Origin of the sequence: Pseudarthrobacter sp. NPDC092439 (assembly GCF_044754945.1) — a bacterium.
GTDB lineage: Bacteria > Actinomycetota > Actinomycetes > Actinomycetales > Micrococcaceae > Arthrobacter.
Map to the genome: position 1 here is coordinate 150,332 of NZ_JBIVQB010000002.1, position 22,014 is coordinate 172,345.

General features: G+C 65.7%; 20 protein-coding genes and 1 tRNA gene. 16 read left to right on the forward strand and 5 right to left on the reverse strand.

Going from position 1 to position 22,014, the window contains the following annotated elements; genetic code table 11:
- Positions 1-58: 58 nt before the first annotated feature.
- Positions 59-140, reverse strand: a tRNA-Tyr gene (locus tag ACIQCM_RS05490).
- Between the two features lie 321 nt (positions 141-461).
- Between ACIQCM_RS05490 and ACIQCM_RS05495 the strand changes: the two genes are divergently transcribed.
- Positions 462-953 carry a YajQ family cyclic di-GMP-binding protein gene (locus ACIQCM_RS05495; protein ID WP_079596566.1) on the forward strand — a complete coding sequence of 164 codons (492 nt, stop codon included), beginning with the start codon at positions 462-464 and terminating at the stop codon, positions 951-953.
- Here ACIQCM_RS05495 and htpX read toward each other — a convergent pair.
- Positions 950-1,819: a zinc metalloprotease HtpX gene (gene htpX / locus ACIQCM_RS05500; RefSeq protein WP_400604554.1), complete on the reverse strand. Its 870-nt coding sequence runs from the start codon at positions 1,817-1,819 to the stop codon at positions 950-952. The two genes, ACIQCM_RS05495 and htpX, sit on opposite strands and share 4 nt — an antisense overlap.
- A 33-nt stretch (positions 1,820-1,852) precedes the next feature.
- Positions 1,853-3,124 (reverse strand): MFS transporter, encoded by a 1,272-nt coding sequence (locus ACIQCM_RS05505; protein WP_400604556.1) that lies wholly within the window; start codon positions 3,122-3,124, stop codon positions 1,853-1,855.
- A 90-nt stretch (positions 3,125-3,214) separates the two neighbouring features.
- Between ACIQCM_RS05505 and ACIQCM_RS05510 the strand changes: the two genes are divergently transcribed.
- The 15 genes from ACIQCM_RS05510 to ACIQCM_RS05580 all read left to right on the forward strand — a co-directional run bounded on the left by ACIQCM_RS05510 (position 3,215) and on the right by ACIQCM_RS05580 (position 20,010).
- On the forward strand, positions 3,215-3,700 hold the full coding sequence (locus ACIQCM_RS05510; RefSeq protein WP_400604558.1) for a Fur family transcriptional regulator: 486 nt from the start codon (positions 3,215-3,217) through the stop codon (positions 3,698-3,700).
- 7 nt (positions 3,701-3,707) lie between these two features.
- A complete protein-coding gene (locus ACIQCM_RS05515) occupies positions 3,708-5,189 on the forward strand; it encodes a catalase (protein ID WP_400604560.1) in 1,482 nt (493 codons plus the stop codon).
- 114 nt (positions 5,190-5,303) lie between these two features.
- Positions 5,304-5,939: a DUF2461 domain-containing protein gene (locus tag ACIQCM_RS05520; RefSeq protein ID WP_400604562.1), complete on the forward strand. Its 636-nt coding sequence runs from the start codon at positions 5,304-5,306 to the stop codon at positions 5,937-5,939.
- 31 nt (positions 5,940-5,970) lie between these two features.
- Positions 5,971-7,251, forward strand: coding sequence for a polysaccharide pyruvyl transferase family protein (locus ACIQCM_RS05525; RefSeq protein ID WP_400604564.1), 1,281 nt, complete (start codon positions 5,971-5,973; stop codon positions 7,249-7,251).
- Between the two features lie 5 nt (positions 7,252-7,256).
- Positions 7,257-9,305 carry a DUF6541 family protein gene (locus ACIQCM_RS05530; RefSeq protein WP_400604566.1) on the forward strand — a complete coding sequence of 683 codons (2,049 nt, stop codon included), beginning with the start codon at positions 7,257-7,259 and terminating at the stop codon, positions 9,303-9,305.
- Positions 9,306-9,481: 176 nt separating this feature from the next.
- Positions 9,482-10,525, forward strand: a complete 1,044-nt coding sequence (locus tag ACIQCM_RS05535; RefSeq protein WP_400604568.1) for an Ldh family oxidoreductase — start codon at positions 9,482-9,484, stop codon at positions 10,523-10,525.
- 72 nt (positions 10,526-10,597) lie between these two features.
- Positions 10,598-11,635, forward strand: coding sequence for a sialic acid TRAP transporter substrate-binding protein SiaP (locus ACIQCM_RS05540; RefSeq protein WP_400604569.1), 1,038 nt, complete (start codon positions 10,598-10,600; stop codon positions 11,633-11,635).
- Positions 11,632-12,243, forward strand: a complete 612-nt coding sequence (locus ACIQCM_RS05545) for a TRAP transporter small permease (protein ID WP_400604571.1) — start codon at positions 11,632-11,634, stop codon at positions 12,241-12,243. The genes ACIQCM_RS05540 and ACIQCM_RS05545 overlap by 4 nt, the downstream gene beginning before the upstream one ends.
- Positions 12,244-12,251: 8 nt before the next feature.
- The gene (locus ACIQCM_RS05550; protein ID WP_400604573.1) at positions 12,252-13,532 is read left to right on the forward strand and encodes a TRAP transporter large permease; all 1,281 of its coding nucleotides are present in this window, start codon (positions 12,252-12,254) and stop codon (positions 13,530-13,532) included.
- Between the two features lie 39 nt (positions 13,533-13,571).
- Positions 13,572-14,876, forward strand: coding sequence for an enolase C-terminal domain-like protein (locus tag ACIQCM_RS05555; RefSeq protein WP_400604575.1), 1,305 nt, complete (start codon positions 13,572-13,574; stop codon positions 14,874-14,876).
- Positions 14,877-14,902: 26 nt separating this feature from the next.
- Positions 14,903-16,402 (forward strand): aldehyde dehydrogenase (NADP(+)), encoded by a 1,500-nt coding sequence (locus ACIQCM_RS05560; RefSeq protein WP_400604577.1) that lies wholly within the window; start codon positions 14,903-14,905, stop codon positions 16,400-16,402.
- Positions 16,399-17,601 (forward strand): fumarylacetoacetate hydrolase family protein, encoded by a 1,203-nt coding sequence (locus tag ACIQCM_RS05565; protein WP_400604579.1) that lies wholly within the window; start codon positions 16,399-16,401, stop codon positions 17,599-17,601. The genes ACIQCM_RS05560 and ACIQCM_RS05565 overlap by 4 nt, the downstream gene beginning before the upstream one ends.
- Positions 17,601-18,314 carry a GntR family transcriptional regulator gene (locus tag ACIQCM_RS05570; protein ID WP_400604581.1) on the forward strand — a complete coding sequence of 238 codons (714 nt, stop codon included), beginning with the start codon at positions 17,601-17,603 and terminating at the stop codon, positions 18,312-18,314. The genes ACIQCM_RS05565 and ACIQCM_RS05570 overlap by 1 nt, the downstream gene beginning before the upstream one ends.
- A 30-nt stretch (positions 18,315-18,344) precedes the next feature.
- Entirely contained in the window at positions 18,345-19,097 is a 753-nt protein-coding gene (locus ACIQCM_RS05575) for an SDR family NAD(P)-dependent oxidoreductase (RefSeq protein WP_400604583.1), read from the forward strand.
- A gap of 37 nt (positions 19,098-19,134) precedes the next feature.
- Positions 19,135-20,010 (forward strand): fumarylacetoacetate hydrolase family protein, encoded by an 876-nt coding sequence (locus ACIQCM_RS05580; RefSeq protein WP_400604585.1) that lies wholly within the window; start codon positions 19,135-19,137, stop codon positions 20,008-20,010.
- A 31-nt stretch (positions 20,011-20,041) separates the two neighbouring features.
- On the opposite strand, the gene ACIQCM_RS05585 is transcribed toward ACIQCM_RS05580, so the two are convergent.
- Together ACIQCM_RS05585 and ACIQCM_RS05590 are read right to left on the reverse strand one after the other, a co-directional pair.
- Positions 20,042-20,482: a DUF779 domain-containing protein gene (locus ACIQCM_RS05585; protein ID WP_400604587.1), complete on the reverse strand. Its 441-nt coding sequence runs from the start codon at positions 20,480-20,482 to the stop codon at positions 20,042-20,044.
- A 3-nt stretch (positions 20,483-20,485) separates the two neighbouring features.
- Positions 20,486-22,009 (reverse strand): aldehyde dehydrogenase family protein, encoded by a 1,524-nt coding sequence (locus ACIQCM_RS05590; RefSeq protein ID WP_400604589.1) that lies wholly within the window; start codon positions 22,007-22,009, stop codon positions 20,486-20,488.
- Positions 22,010-22,014 lie beyond the last annotated feature (5 nt).

Sequence of the window (22,014 nt, forward strand, 5' to 3'; positions counted from 1 at the left end):
CCCACCGGAACCTGGGGGAGGCTCCGATGGGTCTAAATTCCCCGCCATTACGGCGAAGTGGCAGATGAGGGATTCGAACCCCCGTAGGCGTTGCCAGCTGATTTACAGTCAGCCCCCTTTGGCCGCTCGGGTAATCTGCCGAACTTCAAAAGAAGATCACCCCCGGCTGCAGTCTGCAGAGCGTCTGTTTCCAGGCCGTTCCGCTTCCGGTAACCGCGGGCAAGACAACTTTACAGAACTTCCGCCGAAGAATCGAATCGGACTCCCCGACAGCACAGAAGCCGCGGAACTGCGCGGAATTCATGGCGGATCAGGCGCGGCTCCGTCCCCGTTTCCGCTGAGAGGGAACTGTGAAGTCCGTAACCCTAGGGAACGGGTATCCGTATTAGGCTTGACGGCAGTGATCCCCGGCCCCGTCCGCGCACAGGGCCCAACCCCGGCACCACCGCAAAAGGAGAGTCATGGCAGGCGAGTCAACGTTCGACGTCGTAAGCAAAGTGGATAAGCAGGAAGTGGCCAACGCCCTGAACCAGGCGCAGAAGGAACTGGCCCAGCGGTACGACTTCAAGGGCGTCGGCGCTGAAGTGGACTTCAGCGGCGAAAAGATCCTCATGAAGGCCAACTCCGAAGAACGCGTCCTTGCCGTGCTGGACGTCCTCCAGTCAAAGCTGATCCGGCGGGGCATCTCGCTCAAGTCGCTGGACACCGGCGAGCCGTACGCCTCCGGCAAGGAGTTCCGCCTGGAAGCCTCCATCAAGGAAGGCATCGCCCAGGACCTGGCCAAGAAGATCAACAAGCTCATCAGGGACGAGGCCCCCAAATCGGTCAAGTCCCAGATCCAGGGCGATGAACTGCGCGTCACATCCAAATCCCGCGACGACCTCCAGGCCACCATGGCACTGCTGAAGGACTTTGAAGAAGCGGACCTGCAGTTCGTGAACTTCCGCAGCTAAACCAGCGGCCTGCCGGCCATCCGCTCAAGCCGGGCAATCCGGTCCCGCATGGGCGGATGGGTGGCGAAAAGCTTGGTCATCGCCCCGCCGCGGAACGGGTTGGCGATCATCAGGTGCGAGGCGTTCACCAGCCGCTGGTCCTGCGGCAGCGGCGCAATGGTGACGCCGCGCTCGATCTTGGCGAGGGCTGAGGCCAGCGCCAAAGGGTCGCCGGTAAGCTGCGCACCGTCCTCGTCGGCGTCGTACTCCCTGGTGCGGGAGATAGCCAGCTGGATCAGCGAGGCCGCGAACGGTGCCAGGAGCGCCATGGCAATCATGGCCAGCGGATTGGCGCCCCTCCGGTCCCCGCCTCCGAAGAAGAGGAGCATCTGGCCCACAGACGTGATCACGCCTGCGACGGCGGCCGCCACGGACGAGGTGAGGATGTCCCGGTTGTAGACGTGCATGAGTTCGTGGCCCAGGACTCCGCGGAGTTCGCGCGCGTCGAGCAGCTGGAGGATTCCCTCGGTGCAGCAGACCGCCGCGTTCTTCGGACTGCGGCCGGTGGCGAAGGCGTTGGGGTTCATGGTGGGCGAGAGGTAGATGCGCGGCATGGGCTGGTTGGCGCGGACGGAGAGCTCACGGACGATCTGGTGCAGCTGCGGGGCCTGGGCCTCGGTCACGGGATAGGCCTGCATGGAGCGGATGGCGATCTTGTCGCTGTTCCAGTAACCGTAGGCGGTGGTGGCCACCCCGACCAGGGCCATGATCCAGATGGGCGTCGAGCTACGGGTATTCAGCCCGATCAACCCGCCCAGTCCCAGCAGCACCGCCCATAGAACGCCGAAGAGCGCCGCGGTCTTGAGTCCGTTGTAGTGCTTGTGCATTTCCACTCCCGTCTGCCACGCGAACAGTTGCCGCTAGGGGGCCGGGTGGCGGGCGTCGTACGCGGTGAAGCCCGGCTGCAGCCTGGCCGCCAGCCACGCAACGCCGATGCACAGCGCGCCGCCGAGCAGCAGCACCCAGCCCTCACTCAAAATCTTAGTCGCGCCGCCGGCCAGCAGGTCCCCCACCCGCGGCCCGCCGGCCACCACCACAATGAAGACACCCTGCAGCCGGCCGCGGAGGTGGTCAGGGGTTGCTGACTGCAGGATGGTGTTCCGGAACACGGCACTGATGGAATCGGCGATGCCTGCCAGGATGCAACAGAGCGTCGCCGGGACCAGCCAGGCCGTAACCGCACCATCCGGGGAACGTCCGGCCAGCAGCACCACCAGGCCAAAACCGCCAATGGACGCGCCCCAGCCCATGACCGAGACCACCACTGCGGTTCCTTGCCTGCGGATGCCGCCCAGCGGCCCGGAGAACAGCCCGGCCAGGAACGCGCCGACAGCTGTAGCCGCAAGGAGGATGCCCACGGTGGCCTCCCCGCCGCCGATCATTACCGCCCCGATCGCGGGAATCAGCGCCCGGGGCTGGGCGAGGATCATGGCGATGAGGTCGATGATGAACGTCATGCGCACGTTCGGCCGGGTGCCCAGGAAACGGAAGCCCTCGATCACGGACCGGATCCCTGCCTTGCTCCGAGTCCCGTCCGGCGGCAGGGGAGGCAGCCGGAACACCGCCCAGAGGACAAACGCGAAGCTGGCGAAGTCCAAGGTATAGGTCCAGGCGAAGCCCACCCAGGCAACCAGGAGCCCCGCCAGCAGCGGGCCGGCGGTCATGGACAGGCCCATGGACAGCATGTTCAGGGCGTTGGCGGCCGGGAGCAGTTCGCGCCGGACCAGGCTGGGAATGATGGCGCTCCGGGCGGGCTGGTTGATGGCCTGGGCTCCGCTCTGCAGTGCCACCAACGCATAAAGGATCCACACGTTTCCCAGCGACAGCCAAGCCTGCAGCGCAATGAGCCCGGTGGTTAACCAGAGGACCGCAGTGGCAGCGAGCGCCACGCTCCGGCGGTCGTGCGAGTCCGCGATCGAGCCGCCCATCAGCCCGCCGAACACCAGCGGCACCAGCGCGAAAATGCCCAGAAGTCCCACATAGAAACTGTCCTGGGTCAGCCGGTACACCTCCAGGCTGACGGCCACCAGGGTGAGCTGGCTTCCGACGGCGGACACCGCGGATCCGAGCCACAGCCGGCGGAACGCCGGGCTCTCCCTGAGCGGCGTCACATCGGCCAGAAGTCTTCCCACCCTGACACCCTAATAGGCAAAACGCGGGGGAATCGGCAGCTTAGCCAACCCTTATTGTGAAGTACTCATAATAAGTGCTTGAATGGTCCCATGACGGAACTCCTGGACGGCCACGACTCATGGGCTGCCGCCCTGCGTGCCCACGGCCGGAGGGTGACCAAGCAGCGCCTCGCCGTGCTGGCCGCCGTCGAACGCCATCCGCATTCCCCGGCAGAAAGCATCCTGGCCGCCGCCCGCGCCGAGCTCCCGGAGCTGACGGCGCAGTCCGTCTACGTGGTACTGGGAGACCTCACCGACCTGCACATGCTGCGCCGGTTCGAGCCGCCCCACTCCCCCGCGCTGTATGAAACACGCGTAGGCGACAACCACCACCACGCCGTCTGCGTCAGCTGCGGCCGCGTGGAGGACGTCGACTGCGCCGTCGGGCACGCCCCCTGCCTCACCCCGCACTGGAACCCGGGTGCCAAGCCGATGACCATCCAGATCGCGGACGTTCTGTACCAGGGCATCTGCCAGGAATGCCAGCAGGCCCAACAGCTTCCTCCCCACAATCCCTCGCAAGAATCAGAGAAATAGGAGAACAATGACTGCCGTTTCCACAACCCAGTCGGGTGCCCCCGTCACATCCGACGCGCACTCCAGGTCCGTCGGCGCCGACGGCGCCATCATTCTGACCGACCACTACCTGGTGGAAAAGCTGGCCCAGTTCAACCGCGAGCGCGTCCCGGAGCGCGTAGTGCACGCCAAGGGCGGCGGCGCATTCGGTACGTTCAAGGCCACCGAGGACGTCTCCGCATACACCAAGGCTGCCTTCCTGCAGCCCGGCGTCGAGACCGAAATGCTGATCCGCTTCTCCTCCGTCGCCGGCGAGAACGGTTCCCCGGACACCTGGCGCGACCCCCGCGGTTTCGCCGTAAAGTTCTACACGTCCGAGGGCAACTACGACCTCGTGGGCAACAACACCCCCGTCTTCTTCATCCGCGACGGCATCAAGTTCCCGGACTTCATCCACTCCCAGAAGCGCCTGCCGGGCACGCACCTGCGCGACGCCGACATGCAGTGGGACTTCTGGACCCTCTCCCCCGAGTCCGCCCACCAGGTCACCTGGCTCATGGGCGACCGCGGCCTGCCCGCCTCCTGGCGCGAGATGCAGGGCTACGGCTCGCACACCTACCAGTGGATCAATGCCACCGGCGAGCGGTTCTGGGTCAAGTACCACTTCAGGTCCAACCAGGGTGTGAACTCCATGACCTCCGAGCAGGCCGAGGCACTGGCCGGCTCCGACGCCGACTTCTACATCCGCGACCTTTCCGAGAACATCGAAGCCGGCAACTTCCCCTCCTGGGACCTGCACGTCCAGGTCATGCCGTACGAGGACGCCAAGACCTACCGCTTCAACCCGTTCGACCTGACCAAGGTGTGGCCGCACGGCGACTACCCGCTGATCAAGGTGGGCACCATGGAGCTGAACCGCAACCCGGAGAACTACTTCGCGCAGATTGAGCAGGCCACCTTCGCGCCGTCGAACTTCGTGCCCGGCATCGCCGCTTCCCCGGACAAGATGCTGCAGGCACGCATCTTCTCTTACGCGGACGCGCACCGCTACCGCGTGGGCACCAACCACGCCCAGATCCCGGTGAACCAGCCCAAGAACCAGGTCAACAACTACAGCCAGGACGGCGCCGGGCGCTACCACTTCAACGCCCCCTCTGTTCCGGTGTACGCACCGAACTCCGTGGGCGGGCCTGCTGCGGTCGAGCCGCAGAACCCCGCCGGCGGCTGGGAGAACGACGGCGAACTGACCCTCGCTGCCCACTCCCTCCACGCCGAGGACAGCGACTTCGTCCAGGCCGGCACGCTGTACCGCGAGGTTTACGACGACGCCGCCAAGGCCCGCTTCCTGGACACCATTACCGGTGCCGTGGGCGGCGTAAAGAGCCCGGGCATCAAGGAACGCGCCATCCAGTACTGGACCAACGTCGACGCCGAACTCGGCGCCAAGCTGCGCGCGAACCTGGGTGCCGCTCAGCTGTCCGAGGCTGAGGCAGCCAACAAGATCGGCTAGATCCCTCACTCGAGACTCTCCGCCCCGCTACGGTTTCCGTGGCGGGGCGGAGTGTTTTCCACATACGACGGCAGCGCCATGGCGTCCGGGGCAGGCCTTCCTTAGTCTCGGTACATGACTGATTTCCAGGGGATCCCTGCCGAAGCCTTCAGCTTTTATGCCGAACTGGAGGAAAACAACAACCGGCAGTGGTGGCTGGAGCACAAGGACAACTACACCGGCCTTGTCCGGGATCCCGTCACGGCTCTCCTGGCGCAACTGACGCCCCGGTTCGGTCCCGGCAAGCTCTTCCGGCCCAACCGGGACATCAGGTTTGCCGAGGACAAATCACCCTATAAGACAGCGCAGGGCGCCTTCGCTTCCACCCTGGAAGGGGTGGGGTACTACCTTCGGATCAGCGCGGACGGGCTGCTGGTAGGGGGCGGGTATCATTCCCACACCCCTGCCCAACTGGCCCGCTACCGCAATTCCGTGGATGCGTCCGGGACAGGGGAAGCCTTGCGGCACATCGTTGACGGTGTTGCGGCGGCGGGGTTTACCCTGGACGGCGAGAGACTCAAGACCGTGCCGCGCGGCTTTGACCGGGACCACCCCCGCTCGGAACTTCTGAAGCATAAGACGCTGTCTGCGGGCCTGGAACTGGGCAAACCGGACTGGCTGGCCACGCCTGCGGCAGCGCAGGAGATTTCGGCACGCTGGGAACAGCTGCGCCCGCTGGTCGACTGGGTGGGCAGATATGCGGCGCCGTGACGGGCCGCCGGGGAACGATATAGTCGACTGCATGCAGCCGGGCCCCATTTATCTGATCGGCCCTTCGGGCAATCCCAACTTCGGTGATGAATTCATTGCCGCCGCGTGGCTGAAATACCTGGCCAAAGTCCGCCCGGGCACCGACGTCTGGCTCGACTGCCCCCAGCCAGGGCTGGCGCAGGTCCTGTTCGAAGGGATGCACCCCCGGCTGCGCGTCACGAACACCCTTTGGCGGCTGGTGCACGGGACCTCAGAGCTTGCACCCGATGCCGCGGCAGAGACGATCCGCGCCCGCGTGACCGGTTTGGGCTCGCCCCTCTATGACCTCGGACTGCTCAAGCTGCGCGAAGCCGAAACGCTCCACCTCATCGGCGGCGGCTTCGTCAACGGCACCTGGCCGGCCCACGCCGGACTGGTGGTAGCCATGCAGGCCGTACACGAGGTCACCGGCGCACGCCTGGTGGCCACCGGCCAGGGCCTGATGCCCGCGCTTTCCGAGCCTCCGGTGGGGTCCCTCTTCCAGGGCTTCACCCATGCCGCATCCCGGGACGAGGCCGGGGCACTCGCCTATGGCATCCCGCACGAACTCGATGACGCCTTCCTGGGCGTCACCGCTGAAATAGGCCGTGCTCCGGCGGAGCCGGGACTGTACGTCTGCATCCAAAGCGACACCGTCGACGCTGACCGGTTCGACAAAGCTGTGGAACTTGCCCGTTCAGCGGTGCAGGAAGCAGCCGCCCGGGGAACCACCGCCTATTACCTCGAAGCCATTCCCGGCGCCGACCGGCTCGCGTACGAGTCGCTGGCGGACCTGATTCCGGAAGAGCGGTTCATCCCGTTTGTCCGGATCTGGAGCGAGGGCCTGCCGTTGTCGGCCGAGCAGACCTGGGTAACCAGCCGGTTCCACTTCCACCTGCTGGCAGCGGCAGCGGGTGCCGGCGGCACGGCCGTGGGCATGAAGAAGGGCTACTACGACGTCAAGCACGAATCGGTGGCCGCCCTGGGCAGTGGGTGGGCCCTTGCTTTCGAAGAGCCCGCGGGCGGGGACGGGCACGGCAGTGAACGCCCCGCGACACCGGAACAGCCCAATCTGCTGCACCGGAACCTCCAGGCACTGGTGGACCGGAAGCTCGCGGAAGCCCGCAGCATCTATCCGCCGCTGCCCCGCACTGAACTGCTCCTGCACCGCGCAGCGGCAGCGCGGCGCTTCGTGGCGGCGCGGGCTTCCGATGCCCTCGCTGCCCTCCCGGCCGGACTGACCAGGTCAGGGGGAGCTTCCCGGAAGCCGTCAGCCCCGTCCCGGAGCGCCTAACCCACATGCTTGATTGGCTTCCTGGGCTGGCCCCGTCGGTCCCGACCGTCATGCTGCTCACCGCGGTCTTCTTCGTCCCCGGCCTGCTGGTCCTCCTGCCGTTCAAACCCGGCTGGCCGGCCGCCGTCGCGGTAGCTCCCGCGGTGAGCCTGGCCGTCCTCTCGGCGGGCACCTTCGTGGCCGCCGGAACGGGCCTCCCCTGGAACCTCCCGACTGCCGCGCTCCTGACTGTCCCGGCAGCGGGCGGCGCCTGGCTTGCGGGCCGCCGGCTCCCGTTCAGGACCCCGCTGGTACCCGGCGTTTCCCTACCGCGCGGGCGTGGACTGCGCGCCCGTCCCATATCGCTTGCTGTCGGGGCAGGAGTGGCCTTCGCCGCAGCGGTGACGTCCGTGGCCCTGCTCCGCGGGATAGGCAGCCCCGGCACCGCATCGCAGGGATGGGATCCGGTGTTCCACCTGAACGTGCTCCGCTGGATCCAGGAATCGGGCGCGGCCACTCCCTGGAGCGTCGCGCCGTTGTTCGGCGCCGGCCGGCCCACCTATTACCCGGCCGGGTGGCACAGCGCGGTAGCCCTGGTGCCGGGCAGCGTGGCGGAAACGGCCAATCTGTCCTCGGTGGTCATCGGCGGGCTGGCCTGGCCAATTGGCCTGGCGTTCCTGGCGATGGCCGTCCTCCCCCGCCACCGCGCCGCATGGGCCCTGGCCCCCGTCATCGGTGCGTCATTCGTGAGCTTTCCCTTCTCCCAACTGGTCCGCAGCGGCCAGTGGCCCAACGGGCTGGGCACTGCCCTGGTGCCGGCCGCGCTGGCGGTGGCGGTCCTCCTGCTGCGGGAGCTCTCCACCCCGAAGGAGGGCGCAGTCCGGGACCGGCTCCTGCTCACTTCAGTCCTCCTGGCGGCCATGGCAGGCTGTGCGGCCGCGCATCCGAGCACCCTGTTCGCGCTGGCAGCCGCGGCCTTGCCGTTCATGGTGGCCGCCGCCGTCCCGATGCTGGTCCGCGGCATCAGGCACCGCCCGCTGCGGACGGCGGCCACCGCCGTCGTGCTCGCCGCCCTGGCTGCCGCCGCAGTGGCGGCCGTGACCAACTCCAGGATCCTGGCGGGCGTCATGGCCTATCCGAGGACTGTCCGTGCGGAGATCCCGGACTCCTTGTACCTGGCGTTTTTCGATCTGCCAAGGTTCCCCCGGTTGTCGCCGCCGGCACCTGACGATTTCAATCTGGCCATCGGGATCCTGGTGATCGCTGGCGCGATGCTGGCCCTCGCCGTCAGGGAAGCACGTCCACTGGCCGCTGCGTGGCTGGTGTTCGCAGGCCTCTACGTGCTGGCCGCCGGACCGGAAAACAGCCTCCGCTGGCTGACAGGCTTCTGGTACAAGGACACCCAGCGGATCGCTCCGTTCATCGCCATGGCCGGCAGTCTCCTGGCTGCGCTGGCGCTTGCCGTTCTGGTGCCGGCGTCCCTCCGCCCGCTGCTCCGGCGGTTGCCCGAAAGAAGCGTCCGACGGCGGGTGCCCGCCGGTGCGGTTGCCCTCACCGCGGCGCTGGCCGCCGCCGGTTGGGGCCTCTATGCCTCTTCGGGGAACTTCAGGTCCGTGGAGCGGGTCGCGGTCACCGCGCAAAACTATGAGGCTTCCAGCCGGCCAGGCCACGGGATCCTGTCCAGCGGCGAACAGGCCTTCATTGAGCGCGCGGGTGCCATGCTGCCGCCGGATGCGGTGGTGGTGGGAGACCCGTTCAACGGGGAAACCTACTTTTACGCCCTGACCGGCAGGCGCGTGGTCTACACGCAGCTTGGGTCGGCGTCGACCGGAAGCGCAGCAAAGGAACTGCTCCGGACCAGATTCAACAAGTTAGCCACCGACCCCGCCGTATGTGAGGCTTTGCGGACGCTGGGTGCCACCCACTTCTACCAGGACGCCCCGGGCCGGTCGCACGGCAGTGCAAGCCTGAAGCAATGGCCGGGTTTCTACAATGTGCCGATTGGCCAAGGAATCGAGGAAGCCCTTTCCGACGGGAAGCGCACCCTCTACAGAATCACGGCCTGCTCCCCGTAAAGCGTGCTTCCGGGCCAGCCCGACGACTCGACTGCATGTCGAGCCGCCCGGTCCACACCACCACGGCCAACCGGCTTTTTCACCCCACTGGACGGACCCTCTGCTCCGGGGCTTGTGATGCGGCCCACTTCTGTATAGGATTCTGATAATTCCTATATTTCGAAGGGTCTCCAACGTTGCAAACCCACCAGACGTATTTGGTCACTGACCTGGTCCAACTCGCGGCCACGGTACTGCAGGCCCGCGGCGTCCCCGCTGAAGACGCTGAACTGACGGCCCACTCGCTGGTCCAGGCAGACCAGCGAGGCATCTTCTCGCACGGACTGCTGCGCCTTCCGCTGTACGCCGAGGCGCTGCGTCTCGGCGGCATTAACGCCACCCCGGCGATGACCTTCTCCTCCACCCGGAGCGCCGTGGCCATGCTCGACGCCGACGGTGCGCTCGGCCAGGTCGCGATGCAGGCCGCGGTTCGCAGGGTCATCGAAGCGGGCAGCGAACACGGCATAGCCGCCGTTGCAGTCGCCAACAGCAGCCACTACGGAGCGGGCGCCTACTGGAGCGACCAGCTCGCCGAGGCAGGATTCCTTTCCTTCATCACGTCCTCCACCGGACCGGTGGTGGCACCGCACGGCGGCCTGGAGAAAGTGCTTGGAACAAACCCGCTCACTCTCGGCGCGCCAAGCGCCGACGGGTGGCCCCTGATTGCCGACCTCGCCACAAGCAACGGCGCCTACGGCAAGGTCATTGCTGCCCGGAACGAGGGCAAACCCCTACCCGAGGGCTGGGCTGTGGATTCTGAGGGAAACCCCACCACCGATCCCGCAGCGGCGGCGGCCGGGTCCATGATTCCCTTCGGCAGCCACAAAGGTTCGGCTGTCTCGGTGCTCCTTGAGGCCTTCGCCTCGTCGCTCACCGACGCAACATTCGCATACGAAACCATCGACATTTGGTCCAATCCCGCGTCCCGGATGAACAACGGGCACCTCGTTGTCGGAATCGACGCCGCTGCCTTCGCGGGCCGTGCCCACACCGCGGCCCGCGTTGCAGATCTTCAGCAGCGCGTCCGGCATTCGGGACCGGCCGGCCGCACGGTGCACGCGCCGGGGGACCCGGAACGCACACGTGAGACCGAAGCCGCGACCTCCGTACGGCTACCCGCCTCCACAGCAGACCAGCTTCGTCTGCTCGCACATGAACTCTCCCTCCCTACGCTCAACTGAACACATCAGCAGTCCAACTCAACCGATCACATCGACCCTCCGCACAACACGTATCCCTAAGGAACTCAAACAATGAAGCTTGAAAACTCCACCCCTGCCCGCCGTCGTCGTACGGGTGCCGCCCTGGGCCTCGCTGCGAGCGCCGCCATGCTTCTGTCAGCCTGCAGCGTCGGCGCCCCTGTTGACCGTGACAAGGTGGCGCAGGTAGATGCCGATGCCAAGACCCTGCGCCTTGCCCATGTGTACGACGCCGGCCACCCGGTTGAGAAGTGCGGCGTCACCACGCTGAAGAAGGAACTGGAAGGCAGCGGACTTCAGATCCAAAGCTTCCCCGCCGCTCAGCTTGGCAACGAGTCGGAATCCCTGGAGCAGGTTTCTTCCGGTGCCCTTGACATGGCGGTGGCGGGCCCTTCCTTCCTCGGCGTTTGGGAAAAGGACGCAGCGGTACTGGACGGCGCCTACCTGTTCGAGGATGTGGACCACTTCGCCAAGACAGTCGAGGGCGACACCATGAAGGGCGTTTTCGACAAGCTGTACGAGAGCTCCGACATCAAGGTGCTCTCCAGCTGGTACTACGGCACCCGCCACGTCACCGCCAACAAGGAAATCAAGGGCTCCCAGGACTTCGCCGGGCTGAAGATCCGCACCCCCAACGCACCGCTGTACCTGGAGAACATCAAGGCCATGGGCGGTACCGCCACCCCGATGGCCCTGGACGAGGTCTACCTGGCCCTCCAGCAGGGGGCCATCGACGCGCAGGAGAACCCCATTCCTACCATTTCCACCGCCAAGTTCAACGAGGTTCAGGACTACATCAACCTCACGGGCCACATGATCCAAGGCGTCATGATCACGACCGGCCGCTCAATCTACGAGGGCCTCACTGACGAAGAGCGCAGCGCCCTTGAAGCCGCGATGGGGCCGGCTGCCGATGCCACCCGCGAATGCATCGAGGAACAGGAACAGAGCATCCTGAAGGAGTGGAAGTCCGGCGACGGCATCAAGGTCAATGAGGATGTTGACCGCGCATCCCTCGCAGCTGCAGCCGAGAAAGCCATGCTCAAGCAGTCCTGGGGCGAGCTGTACCGGGAAATCAAGGACGCCCGATGATTTCAAGCAGTGCGCGGTCGGAGGCCCTGAAGGAGAACAACATCGCCACCGGCCCCCGCGTCCCGCAGGAACCGGATGAGCCGGACTTCGCGGAACAGCGCAGCCGGCTCTACCGGGGGCTGGTCAATGTGGAGCGTGCAGCTTCCTGTACGCTCCTGGTGGCCACGCTCGCCCTGATCGTGCTGCAGGTGGTCAGCCGCTACGTCTTCAATGCGCCCTTTAGCTGGACAGAGGAGCTCGCCCGGTTCGCGCTGCTGTGGTTCACGTTCGTCTCCGCCGGCTTCGTCATGGCCCGCCGCATCCATATCGCGGTGGACCTGCTGGCCAGCAGGCTGGGACGGACCGGGACGATCGTCCTGGACACGTTCGCTCTAACGGCCGTGATGGCAACCGCAGGCGTGATGGCGGTTACCGGCGCAGAATTCGCCGCCGACGCCAACCGGCTCCTGGCTCCGGCCACCAGCGTGCCGATGAGTGTCGTCTACAGCGCAGCGGTCACCGGATTCGCACTCATTTTCCTCCACGCTGCGCTGCACATCTACCTCAACATCCGCCACCCCGAGGTCGTCCCCGACGCCATGGAAAACCTCGAGCGGGAAGCGGTCTAAGGACTCCCATGACTCTCCTCATCATGCTTATTGCGCTGCTGGTGCTGCTGGCCTTGCGCGTTCCCGTCTCATTTGCCCTGCTAATCCCGTCGGTGTCCTATGTCATCATGGATCCGACGGCGCGGATCGGGACGGCGGTGCAGCAGACGGTCTCCGGTGTGGACACCTTCGCCATCCTCGCCGTGCCGATGTTCATCCTCCTGGGCAACTTGGCCAATGTCTCCGGCGTTACGGACAAGCTCTACGACGCCGCAGTGGCTGCCATCGGGCATCTCCGCGGCAGCCTCGGATACGTCAACGTTGCCACCAGCTTCGGGTTCTCGTGGATGAGCGGAGCGGCGATCGCCGATGCCGCAGCCATGGGCCGGGTGCAGGTGCCGGCGATGGTGGAGCGCGGTTACAAGCGCGAGTTCGCCCTAGGTGTCACCGGCGCCTCCAGCCTCATCGCCCCAATGATCCCGCCCAGCATTCCTGCGGTCATCTACGCCGTCACCGCGGGAGTATCCGTGGGCGCCCTGTTCATGGCCGGCATTGTGCCCGCTTTGGTGCTGGTCGCGTCTCTGTGCTTTACCGTCTGGCTGCTCATGCGCAAACGCGAGGATCTGCGGCTGCCGAGGTCCGGCTGGAAGCTGCGGGGGAAGACTACGCTGGCGGCGCTGCCCGCGATGGGGTCCGCCGTCGTCATTCTCGGCGGGATCCTCAGCGGCGTCTTCACGCCCACGGAAGCGAGCGGGATCGGCGTCATCTACATCTTCGTCCTGGCCCTGGCCTACCGGACGCTGACCTGGCGCAAAATCTACCGGACGCTGCTCACGACGGTGGAAACCTCCGGATCAGTTCTGCTGATCGTGGCCGCCGCCGCCCTCTTCGGCTGGGTTTTGGCCCGCGAACAAGCGCCCCAGGTGGCCGCCAATCTGATCCTGGACATCACCAACCAGCCGATCGTGTTCCTGATACTCGTCAACATCCTGCTTCTGATTGTCGGGTGCGTCCTGGAGCCGACCGCGGCCATCCTGATCCTGGTACCCGTGCTGCTGCCGGTGGCCGAGACCTTTGGCATTGATCCCATCCACCTCGGAATCATGGTTATCTTCAACCTCTTGATCGGGCTGATCACTCCACCGGTAGGCCTGGTGCTCTTCGTGCTTTCAAGCGTGACCCGGGCGCCGGTACCGACAGTTATCAAGGGCATCCTCCCCTTCTTCGCCCCGATGGTCCTCACCCTCCTGGTCATCACCTTCGTCCCCGCGCTTACCGTCGGGCTGCCCACACTGCTGGGCTTCCTGTAATCCTGACTGCCCGAACCAAACAGAACCAAGGAACTTTCCATGTCACGCATCACTTCAGTACGCACCACCGACGTGCGCTTCCCCACCTCCCTGGACCTCTCCGGCTCCGACGCCGTGAACGTGGACCCGGACTACTCCGCCGCCTACGTTGAAATAGCAACGGATGACGGCGAACGCGGCTACGGCCTGGTTTTCACCTGCGGTCGGGGTAATGAGCTCGTCACCGCGGCGATGGACAGCTACGGTGAACTGTTGGTCGGACGTGACATCGATGAGCTCGTCAACAACCTTGGAGACGCCTCCCGGCGGCTGGTCCACGATTCACAGATGCGCTGGCTCGGCCCGGAGAAGGGTGTGTCGCACATGGCCTGCGGCGGTCTTGTCAACGCCCTGTGGGACGTCCGGGCACGCCGCGAGAACAAGCCATTGTGGCTGCTGCTGAGTGAGATGCCGGTCGAGGAACTGGTCAGCGCCGTCGACTTCACACACATTGGCAATGCCCTCACGCCCCAGGACGCAACCGACATTCTTCAGCGCGGACAGGCCGGAAAGCACGAACGCATTGCGGAACTCCAGCAGCACGGCTACCCGGCCTACACCACCACGCCCGGCTGGCTTGGCTACAGCGACGAGAAGCTGGTCCGCCTCTCGAAGGAAGCAGTCGCTGACGGTTTCGGGATGATCAAACTCAAGGTAGCAGGCAGCATCGAGGACGACCGCCGTCGTCTTTCGTTGGCACGCGACGCAGTAGGCCCCAACGTCCGCATTGCCATCGACGCCAACCAGCGCTGGGAAGAGCAGGAGGCCATTGACTGGGTCAACCAGCTGCAGGACTTCAACCCGTACTGGATCGAGGAGCCCACCAGCACCGATGACATCCTGGCCCACGCAGCCATCCGCAAGGCCGTCCGCCCCATCAAGGTGGCGACGGGCGAAGCCGTGCAGAGCCGGATCATCTTCAAGCAACTGCTGCAGGCGGGCGCCATTGACATCATGCAGATCGATTCCACACGGGTTGCCGGTGTCAACGAGAACATCGCCAACCTGCTACTGGCGGCGAAATTCAACACGCCGGTTTGCCCGCATGCCGGCGGGGTGGGCCTATGCGAACTGGTCCAGCATTTCTCCTTCTTTGACTACGCAGCCGTCAGCGGCACCATGGAGGACAGGGTCATTGAATTCGTCGACCATCTCCACGAACACTTCATTGAGCCAGTGACCGTCACCGGTGGGCGCTATCAGGCACCTAAACTTCCCGGCGTCGGTGCAGAGATGCTCGACGAGTCCGCGGCGCGGTGGACATTTCCCACCGGTGCCGGCTGGCAGGAACTGAACGCACGCTGAGCTGCCTGAATGCCGAAAGGACTCCCATGACCGCATCCACACTGACCATCGCCACCACAGCCGAGGAACTCGACCAGACAGCCCAGGCGGCGCATCGCGCCTTTCTGGAGATTGCCGCTGAAACCCCGTCCACGCGGGCGGCGCGCCTGAAGGCCATCGCCTCGGCCCTCCGCGACAACGCAGATGAACTGGTCGCATTGGGCCAGGCGGAGACGCACCTGGGTGAGGCCCGTCTGCAGGGCGAGCTCAAGCGTTCCGCCTTCCAGCTGGACCTGTTCGCCGAGGAGGTTCTCGCCGGCGTGCCGCTCGACGCCACGGTGGACCATGCCGACCCCAACTGGGGCATGGGGCCCCGCCCGGACATTCGTCGCGTCAACGTACCCCTCGGCGTCGTCGGCGTCTTCGGTGCTTCAAACTTCCCCTTTGCCTTCAGCGTGATGGGGGGAGATTCGGCATCCGCACTCGCCGCCGGATGCGCCGTCCTGCACAAGATCCACAGCGGGCATCGGCAGCTCGCGCTGCGGACGGCGGAAGTGGTGCTCGAAGCTCTTAGGGGGATCGGTGCGCCGGAGGGCCTCTTCGCGGTTGTCGACGGCCGTGCCGCAGCGGAAGCGCTGATTGACCATCCATTGGTGAAGGCCGTTGGTTTCACCGGGTCCACTGCCGGAGGCCGCGCACTGTTCAACCGCGCCTGCGCCCGACCGGAGCCGATACCGTTCTATGGGGAGCTCGGAAGCATCAACCCCGTATTCGTGCTGCCGTCCGCATGGCAAAACCGTGCAGTGGAAATTCTCACCGGGTACGCCGCTTCCTTCACCATGGGCATGGGGCAGTTCTGCACCAAGCCCGGCCTGCTGTTCGTGCCCGATACCCTCGCCGAAGAGAACCTGCGCGCCGCGCTCGAACCCGCACTGGCCAAGGCGCCACTGGCCGAACTGCTCACACCCGGCCTGCGCGAGTCCTTCGTCCGGGCCAGGGATGAGGTATCCGCGCTCGCCGGTGTCAGGACTCTGGTGCCCGGCTCCGACGACGAGGTGCCTGCCCCCACTGTCCTCCTCGTCGATGCCGGCGCCGTCACCCGCAACCCGGAGGTGCTGCACCGGGAAATGTTCGGGCCGGCCACAGTCGTGATTCGCTACCGTCATGCTGCCGAGCTCCCTGAACTGGCGGCCCTCCTGGAAGGCCAGCTGACCGCGACCATCCATGCCGATGCCGCTGACGATGCCTCCGGCCTCCTCGATGTCGTCACCGGTATTGCCGGCAGGGTGTTGTGGAACGGCTGGCCGACCGGGGTGACCGTGTCCTACGCCCAGCAGCACGGCGGACCCTACCCGGCCACCACGTCACGGACCACCTCCGTGGGAACGGCCGCCATCAGTCGGTTCACCCGGCCGGTCGCCTACCAGGATGTGCCCGATGCCGCGCTGCCACCGGCCCTCCAGGAGTCGAACCCATGGAGTATCGTGCGCCGGGTGGATGGACGCTTTGAGGTAATTCGAACCGGCCACAGGGAGGTTGGACAGTGAATCTTTCCAGCAGCAAGCTGCTGCCCGAGGATGCCACCGCTGCGCTTTTGATTGGACGCCTCTGGGATCCGGCGACGGCGGGGCCGCGGCCGGTCATGGTGGACGGCGATAGCCTTGTGGACCTGTTTGGGTATACCGGGACTGTTTCGGAACTGCTTAACGGTGAACAGCCGGCGGTGCTGTTGGAAATGGCACGCAGTTCCGATGCCCGTCGCTGGAGCCTTGCTGACGTCATTCGAGGAATGTCGGGTAGCACGGGAAACAACGAAGTACCCCATCTGTTGGCCCCCATCGACCTCCAGGCCGTGAAGGCTTGCGGCGTTACCTTCGTCGACAGCATGGTTGAGCGGGTGATCGAGGAACGCTGCGGGGGCGACTTCACCCTCGCCGACCAGATGCGCGCGCAGGTGCTTGACGCCCTTGGCGGCAACCTTGCCGGCCTGCGACCGGGATCTCCCGAAGCTGCGCGCGTCAAGGAGGTCCTTGTCCGCGAGGGGTTCTGGTCCCAGTACCTGGAAGTCGGCATCGGCCCCGACCCCGAGGTATTCACCAAGGCACCGGTGCTTTCCGCGGTGGGCGCCGGGGCGCGCATTGGCATTCCGTCCTTTTCGTCATGGAACAATCCGGAACCGGAACTGGTGCTCGTGGTGGACAACCAGGGCCGGATCCGCGGGTGCACCCTGGGCAATGACGTGAATCTCCGCGACGTCGAGGGCCGCAGCGCGTTGCTGCTCGGCATGGCGAAAGACAACAATGGCTCAGCTGCCATTGGGCCCTTCGTCAGGCTCTTCAACGATTCCTACACGCTCGACGACGCCCGGCAGGAGACCATCCAGCTCACGGTGCGCGGCAGGGACGGCTACACGTTGAATGGAACCAACAGCGTGAAGCGCCTGAGCCGTCCCTTCGAGGAACTCGTCGGTGCAGCCTATGGGCGCCATCACCAGTATCCGGACGGCTTTGCGTTGTTCACGGGCACGCTGTTCGCGCCGAACGAGGATCGGGATGCTGCCGGGATGGGCTTCACGCACAAGTTTGATGATGTCGTCGAAATCAGTAGTCCCCGATTGGGTACACTGACCAACATGGTGGCGCCCACGGAGGACCTTGAGCCCTGGTCATTCGGGATCGGCCACCTGCTGGAGTACCTCCTGGCACATTCGCGCCGTAACGAACTCAGCGGCAGGGCGGGTGCGTGATGAGTGAGCGCGCCGCCCGCGAGTTCGACACCCGCGGGCGTTCCGGTGTCGACGTTTACGCGATCCTCCGTGCGAAGATCCTGGACCTTCAACTGCCCCCGGACGGGAAGGTCAATATAGACGCCCTGGCCAGGGAGATGGGCGTCTCGCAGACACCCATCAGGGAGGCGCTCAGCCAGCTCGAGGGTGACCGGCTGATCGTCAAGACGCCCGGAAAGGGATACCGCACCACGGCACTGCTGGACACCGTGGAACTTCGGGAGCTCTTCGAGTTCCGCCTCCTCGTCGAACCATGGGCAGCACGCGCCGCCGCGGTGAACCGGCTCATCAATCCGGCGCGTACTCTCCAAGCCTGGCTTGACGAATTTGAAACCGGTACCGCGCAGGACGACAGTGTGCGGCACCGGTTGATTACGCACGACACCGCGTTCCATGACCGCATCCTCTCGGCAAGCAGCAACGAGTTCGCGCTGCACGCCTACCGGGCAACCCACTGCCACCTCCACCTGTTCCGTCTGCATCCCGCTGACTATCAGGGAACCACCACCGTTGAGGAGCACCGCGCGATTGTGGACGCGATCGCAGCCTGTGACCCGGACGCGGCTGAGGAAGCCATGTACCGGCATCTGGTTGGCGCTTATCACCGCTTCGCGGAGGCCTTCGATCAAGACAGCCCGGGTCTGCGCACGCCGTCCCCGGCCAAACTTTGCTGATCTCTCCCGGAATTTACAAGGATGCTAACGATGGACTCTTTTACGGGCGTACGTGCCCTGATAACCGGCGGCGCCTCTGGAATTGGCGCTGCCGTCACCGCAGCACTGACCGCACGCGGCGCACGCGCAGCGGTGCTGGACCTGCGCCCCGAGGGCCTGCCCGACGGCGTTGCAGGGTTCACCTGCGATGTCGGCGACCGGGCCTCAGTTGACGATGCCGTGGCAGCCGCAGCCGCGCACCTGGGCGGGATCGACGTCCTTGTCAACAACGCCGGCGTCGGTGCTGCGGGAAGCGTGGACGACAATGACGACGACGAGTGGCTCCGCGTGCTGAATATCAACGTAGTGGGCATCGCCCGGGTGTCCCGCGCCGCGCTGCCCTACCTGCGCCGGTCCGACCGCGCCGCCATCGTCAACACAGGGTCGGTTGCCGCAACTCACGGGCTGCCCCAGAGGGCCCTTTACTCGGCGAGCAAGGGAGCAGTCACTGCGCTCACCCGGGCCATGGCGGCTGACCACCTCCGGGAAGGCATCCGCGTGAACTGCGTAAACCCGGGCACCGCCGACACCCCTTGGGTGGCAAGGCTGCTGGACGCGGCCGAGGACCCGGCAGCGGAGCGGAGCGCGCTTGAGGCACGGCAGCCGCACGGTCGCCTTGTATCAGCCGCCGAGGTCGCTGCGTCCGTGCTGTTCCTGGCCGACCCGGCCAACGGCTCGACGTCCGGCACGTCCCTGTCCGTCGACGGCGGAATGCACAGCCTGCTGCTTCGGCCCGCCCCCTAAGCGCCCTGAAGCACACAACGAATTAAGGAGAGTTCAGATGGAACTAATGCGACTGGGCGAGCCCGGCCAGGAAATACCCGTGGTGCGCCAGGACGGCATCACCTACGACCTTCGCAGCATTACTGCCGACGTCACCGGCGCATTCCTCGGTGCCGGTGGCATCAGCCGCATCCGCGAGGCGCTGGGCGCCGGCGGACTGCCGGAACTTGCCGGGGCCGAATCGATGCGGGTCGGCCCGCCGGTGGCCGGCATCGGCGCCGTCGTTTGCGTGGGCCAGAATTATGCGGCGCACGCCGCCGAAACCGGCGACCAACCCCCGAAAGCGCCGATCATCTTCTTCAAGCACCCCAATACGGTAGTAGGCCCCAATGACGATGTGGTCATACCGCCAGGAGCGCAGAAGGTGGACTGGGAGGTTGAGCTCGCAGTCGTCATCGGCAAGCGCGTATCCTACCTGGCCAGCGCTGAGGAGGCGCGGGAATGTATCGCCGGGTTCACGGTCAGCAATGACGTCTCCGAACGGGATTACCAGATTGCGCATTCGGGCGGTCAGTGGTCCAAGGGAAAGTGCGCGCCCACCTTCAACCCGCTGGGGCCAGCGCTCATTCCGGCGGACGAGGTCGCCGATCCACAGGCGCTCCGCCTTTACTCAAAGGTCAACGGCGAGGACCGACAAGACTCGACGACGGCCGACATGGTGTTCAGCGTCAGCGAGATTCTCCGGGACCTGTCCCAATATATGGCGCTCGATCCCGGAGACGTGGTCAATACCGGCACCCCGCAGGGAGTTGCCGTCTCGGGCCGGTTCCCGTACCTCACAAACGGGGACACGATGACGATAGGCATCGAGGGCCTGGGTGAGCAGCAGCAGCGGGTGGTTGCCTTCCAAGGCGTCTCTGCGCCGGCAGTTTGAGGGCCAGCCATCATGCCCGTCGGCCTGTCCGTCAGACCGGCCAGTCCATGAGCGTGGAGCGGATGAGGAACCGTTTACCTTCCGGCGCCTCCACGGAAAACCCGCTCCCCCGGCCGGGGACCACGTCGACGGTCAGGTGGGTGTGGCTCCAGTAGGCGAACTGTTCCCGCGACATCCAGAACTCCAGCGGCCGGGCCGCTTCGGCGCCCTGGCGCGCGCCGGCGTCGTGCGTTCCACCCTCGGCGAGGTCGAACCTGCCCAGCAGGACATCCGAATCCCCGGTGAGGAACTCACCGGCCGGGTAGCACATCGGGGCGGAGCCGTCGCAGCAGCCGCCTGACTGGTGGAACATGAGCGGTCCGTGCTGCAGCCACAGTTTCCGGAGCAGGTCCGCGGCGGCCGCCGTGAGCGCCACCCGGGAGAAATCCTCCCCGGGGAGCGTCACGGCGGCGTCCAACACCGTGTTTGCCACGGCCTAGAAGAAGCCCAGCTTGTTTTCGTTGTAGCTGACCAGCAGGTTCTTGGTCTGCTGATAGTGGTCCAGCATCATGGCGTGGTTCTCGCGTCCGATGCCCGAGGACTTGTACCCGCCGAACGCGGCCCCCGCCGGGTAGGCGTGGTAATTGTTGACCCACACGCGGCCGGCCTGGATTTCGCGGCCCGCGCGGTATGCCACGTTGCCGTTGCGGGACCAGACGCCGGCGCCGAGGCCGTACAGCGTGTCGTTGGCGAGGCCCATGGCGTCGGCGTAGTCACTGAACTTCGTCACGGCCACCACCGGGCCGAAGATCTCCTCCTGGAAGATCCGCATCCTGTTGTGGCCTTCGAACACCGTGGGCTGGACGTAGTAGCCGCCGGCCAGGTCGCCGGGCAGTTCGGCGCGGGCGCCGCCGGTCAGGACCTTGGCCCCTTCCTGCTTTCCGATGTCGATGTAGGAGAGGATCTTCTCCAGCTGGTCGTTGGAGGCCTGGGCACCCACCTGCGTGTCCGTGTCCAGCGGATTGCCCTGCACCATCTTCTCCACCCGGGCCACGGCGTCGGCCATGAAGGAGTCGTAGATGTCCTCCTGGACCAGTGCACGGGACGGGCAGGTGCATACCTCGCCCTGGTTGAAGGCGAACAGCGCGAAGCCTTCCTGGGCCTTGTCGTAGAAGGCGTCGTTCTCCTGCGCAACGTCGTTGAAGAAGATGTTGGGGCTCTTGCCGCCCAGTTCGAGGGTGACGGGGATCAGGTTGTTGGAGGCATACTGGCTGATCAGCCGGCCGGTGGTGGTCTCACCGGTGAAGGCGATCTTGCGGATGCGGGAGCTGGAGGCCAGCGGTTTGCCCGCCTCGACGCCGAACCCGTTGACCACGTTGACCACGCCGGCCGGCAGGAGGTCGCCGATGAGTTCCATCAGCACCAGGATGGACGACGGCGTCTGCTCGGCGGGCTTGAGTACCACCGCGTTGCCGGCGGCGAGCGCGGGTGCCAGCTTCCACACGGCCATCAGGATGGGGAAGTTCCACGGGATGATCTGGCCCACCACGCCGAGCGGTTCGTGGAAGTGGTAGGCGGTGGTGTCGTCGTCGAGCTGCGAGAGCCGGCCTTCCTGGGCGCGGACGGCGGACGCGAAATAGCGGAAGTGGTCCGCCGCCAGCGGGATGTCGGCGTTGAGGGTTTCCCGGATCGGCTTGCCGTTGTCCCATGATTCCGCGACGGCCAGCATCTCCAGGTTTTCCTCGATGCGGTCGGCGATCCTGTTCAGGATCGCGGCGCGCTCAGCCACGGAGGTCCTGCCCCAGGACGGTGCAACCTTGTGCGCGGCGTCAAGGGCGAGTTCGATGTCCTCGGCAGTTCCGCGGGCCACCTCGCAGAAGGCCTTGCCCGTGACGGGGGTGATGTTTTCGAAGTACTGGCTCTTCACGGGAGCCACCCATTCGCCGCCGATCCAGTTTTCGTAGCGGTCCTTGAACGTGACCTTCGAACCTTCGGTACCGGGCTGGGCGTAAACAGTCATTGCGA

What these genes read in the sequence shown, in the direction of transcription:
- ACIQCM_RS05580 (WP_400604585.1), top strand. Translation starts at nt 19,135, where the DNA reads ATGGAACTAATGCGACTGGGCGAGCCCGGCCAGGAAATACCCGTGGTG.
- ACIQCM_RS05515 (WP_400604560.1), top strand. Translation starts at nt 3,708, where the DNA reads ATGACTGCCGTTTCCACAACCCAGTCGGGTGCCCCCGTCACATCCGAC.
- ACIQCM_RS05550 (WP_400604573.1), top strand. Translation starts at nt 12,252, where the DNA reads ATGACTCTCCTCATCATGCTTATTGCGCTGCTGGTGCTGCTGGCCTTG.
- ACIQCM_RS05530 (WP_400604566.1), top strand. Translation starts at nt 7,257, where the DNA reads ATGCTTGATTGGCTTCCTGGGCTGGCCCCGTCGGTCCCGACCGTCATG.
- ACIQCM_RS05520 (WP_400604562.1), top strand. Translation starts at nt 5,304, where the DNA reads ATGACTGATTTCCAGGGGATCCCTGCCGAAGCCTTCAGCTTTTATGCC.
- ACIQCM_RS05560 (WP_400604577.1), top strand. Translation starts at nt 14,903, where the DNA reads ATGACCGCATCCACACTGACCATCGCCACCACAGCCGAGGAACTCGAC.
- ACIQCM_RS05545 (WP_400604571.1), top strand. Translation starts at nt 11,632, where the DNA reads ATGATTTCAAGCAGTGCGCGGTCGGAGGCCCTGAAGGAGAACAACATC.
- ACIQCM_RS05525 (WP_400604564.1), top strand. Translation starts at nt 5,971, where the DNA reads ATGCAGCCGGGCCCCATTTATCTGATCGGCCCTTCGGGCAATCCCAAC.
- ACIQCM_RS05555 (WP_400604575.1), top strand. Translation starts at nt 13,572, where the DNA reads ATGTCACGCATCACTTCAGTACGCACCACCGACGTGCGCTTCCCCACC.
- htpX (WP_400604554.1), bottom strand. Translation starts at nt 1,819, where the DNA reads ATGCACAAGCACTACAACGGACTCAAGACCGCGGCGCTCTTCGGCGTT.
- ACIQCM_RS05510 (WP_400604558.1), top strand. Translation starts at nt 3,215, where the DNA reads ATGACGGAACTCCTGGACGGCCACGACTCATGGGCTGCCGCCCTGCGT.
- ACIQCM_RS05540 (WP_400604569.1), top strand. Translation starts at nt 10,598, where the DNA reads ATGAAGCTTGAAAACTCCACCCCTGCCCGCCGTCGTCGTACGGGTGCC.
- ACIQCM_RS05590 (WP_400604589.1), bottom strand. Translation starts at nt 22,009, where the DNA reads ATGACTGTTTACGCCCAGCCCGGTACCGAAGGTTCGAAGGTCACGTTC.
- ACIQCM_RS05570 (WP_400604581.1), top strand. Translation starts at nt 17,601, where the DNA reads ATGAGTGAGCGCGCCGCCCGCGAGTTCGACACCCGCGGGCGTTCCGGT.
- ACIQCM_RS05495 (WP_079596566.1), top strand. Translation starts at nt 462, where the DNA reads ATGGCAGGCGAGTCAACGTTCGACGTCGTAAGCAAAGTGGATAAGCAG.
- ACIQCM_RS05575 (WP_400604583.1), top strand. Translation starts at nt 18,345, where the DNA reads ATGGACTCTTTTACGGGCGTACGTGCCCTGATAACCGGCGGCGCCTCT.